Consider the following 2131-nt stretch of genomic DNA (forward strand, 5'->3'; position numbering starts at 1 on the left):
ATAGCATTCCGCATATTGAAGACGACCAAATTGTACTTTATGCTGCTGTGGAAGGCAAAGACTCTAAAGGTATTTTACGCCGACAAGAAATTGCTAAACACATGACACCACAACAGGTTGGTAAGCATACGCTACGCGCTATACAAACAACAACGGCTGCGCCTTTGGTTCAAGCTATTCAATTATTACTGGAAACAAAGCCGAAAGGGGTTTTACTCCAAAGTCAACTAGATGCCAAAACCTTTTTAAATGGGGCTTTTATTACGCCTGTTTATGGGAAGGTTGACTAATTATTTATGCTTCAAAATTTCCTAAAAAATAAAATATTACAAGTCAAACAATCTTGGTAACCAAAGAGTTAATTCTTGAATATAGGTTACTAAAAATAGCGCTACTACCATGGCTAAAAACAAAGGTAATAATGGTTTTACAACTTTTTGAATGGTCGTACCTGCCACGCCTACTCCAACAAAAAGTACGGAGCCAACGGGTGGTGTACATAAGCCAATACAAAGATTGAGAACCATAATAATTCCGAATTGAATAGGATCCATGCCTAACGCAGTCACTACAGGTAAAAAAATGGGTGTGAAAATGAGAACTGCTGGCGTCATATCCATAAAAATACCTACAAACAGTAATAGTAAATTGATAATCAATAAGATGACAACAATATTGTTGCTGATACCTAATAAGGCTGAACTGATATTTTGTGGTATATTTTCGTAAGACATCACCCATGACATACTCATGGATGCGCCAATTAATAACATGACAATAGCCGTGGTAACCGATGAATCCAAAAGAATTTCTGGTAAGGATTTAAATGTAATTTCTTTATAAATAAAGCCTAAAACCAAGGTATACAAAACGGCTATGGCCGAAGCTTCAGTCGCGGTAAAAATGCCTGTTATGATGCCGCCAATAACAATAATCAATAAAAATAAGCTTGGTACAGCATCAACAAAGGTTTTAAAAACTTCTTTTAGTGAACTTTTCTTTCCTAATTTATATTTTTTCTTCTTCGCCCAAAACGATGCCACTATCATTAAAAACAAACCTGTTAAAATACCCGGAATATAGCCTGCTAAAAACAAAGCTGCAATGGAAACACCGCCACTTGCCAAAGAATACACTATTAAAATATTACTTGGTGGAATAATTAATCCGGTAGTGGATGATGTGATATTAACGGCTGCTCCAAATTCTTTTGAATAGCCTTCTTTTTCCATTTCTGGTCCTAAAATACTTCCCATGGCCGACGCTGATGCCATAGCCGATCCTGCAATGGCTCCCATGAGCATGGCACCAATCACATTTATTAATGCCAAACCTCCTGGTAACGACCCTACCAACGTTTTTGCAAAAGCAATTAAACGATGGGCTATGCCGCCTTTATTCCTTAATTGACCCGAGAGGATAAAAAACGGAATGGCCAACAAGGCAAAACTATCTAATCCTGTGCCCATGCGCTGTGATACTGTGGTAAAAGCAGGCAACATGGGAATACTAACCATCATGGTTAAAACCGAAGAAATAGCGATACTCCAAGCAACTGGCATACCAATAGCTAACAACCCTATAAAACTTAAAACTAAAACAATTATTGGGATATATTCCATAGTTATTTGATGCTTAAAATGTCTGAAATTTTATAGTAAATAATTAACGCGCCGCTTAATGGAATGGCAAAATAAACGGCTGCCAAAGGCACTTGTAAAGCGGGTGAATATTGGTCTAAGATATAGGTGATATAAACCAACCGTAAACCCCCAATTACCATGGCGAAAAATGCAAATACGATAATTAAGGCATAAACAATATATTTTAGCTTTTTTTGCGTTTTCTCGCTCGACCGCAACGGTAACACATCAATAGCAACATGCATGTTTTTACCGGATACGTATGCAGCCCCAAGAATCCCTAACCAAATCATTAAATATCGAGCCAATTCGTCGGTGAATGAACTTGGGGTTCCTATAATAAACCTAGTAAATACTTGCCAAAGGACATTTACAACCATAACACTCATAATGACGATAAGCATCGTACTTAATATTTTATCTATGTTTTTTCTAAGTGTCATACTAGTTTGTGTTTTGAATTCTTTTTATAAGTCGCGACATTTCTG

At 37.0% G+C, this 2131-nt stretch carries 2 protein-coding genes and 1 pseudogene; 1 reads left to right on the top strand and 2 read right to left on the bottom strand.

Translation table 11 applies throughout. The features are described 5' to 3' along the window. Positions 1-290, top strand: a pseudogene (locus WBN21_RS00885) (saccharopine dehydrogenase); the annotation flags it as partial. A 36-nt stretch (positions 291-326) separates the two neighbouring features. On the opposite strand, the gene WBN21_RS00890 reads toward WBN21_RS00885, so the two are convergent. Both WBN21_RS00890 and WBN21_RS00895 read right to left on the bottom strand, forming a co-directional pair. Continuing rightward, positions 327-1622, bottom strand: a complete 1296-nt coding sequence (locus tag WBN21_RS00890; RefSeq protein WP_424197428.1) for a TRAP transporter large permease — start codon at positions 1620-1622, stop codon at positions 327-329. Between the two features lie 2 nt (positions 1623-1624). Further along, positions 1625-2086 carry a TRAP transporter small permease gene (locus WBN21_RS00895; RefSeq protein WP_424197429.1) on the bottom strand — a complete coding sequence of 154 codons (462 nt, stop codon included), beginning with the start codon at positions 2084-2086 and terminating at the stop codon, positions 1625-1627. Between the last annotated feature and the right edge of the window lie 45 nt (positions 2087-2131).

The sequence above is a fragment of the Algibacter sp. genome (assembly GCF_049667265.1).
Taxonomy (GTDB): domain Bacteria; phylum Bacteroidota; class Bacteroidia; order Flavobacteriales; family Flavobacteriaceae; genus Algibacter_B.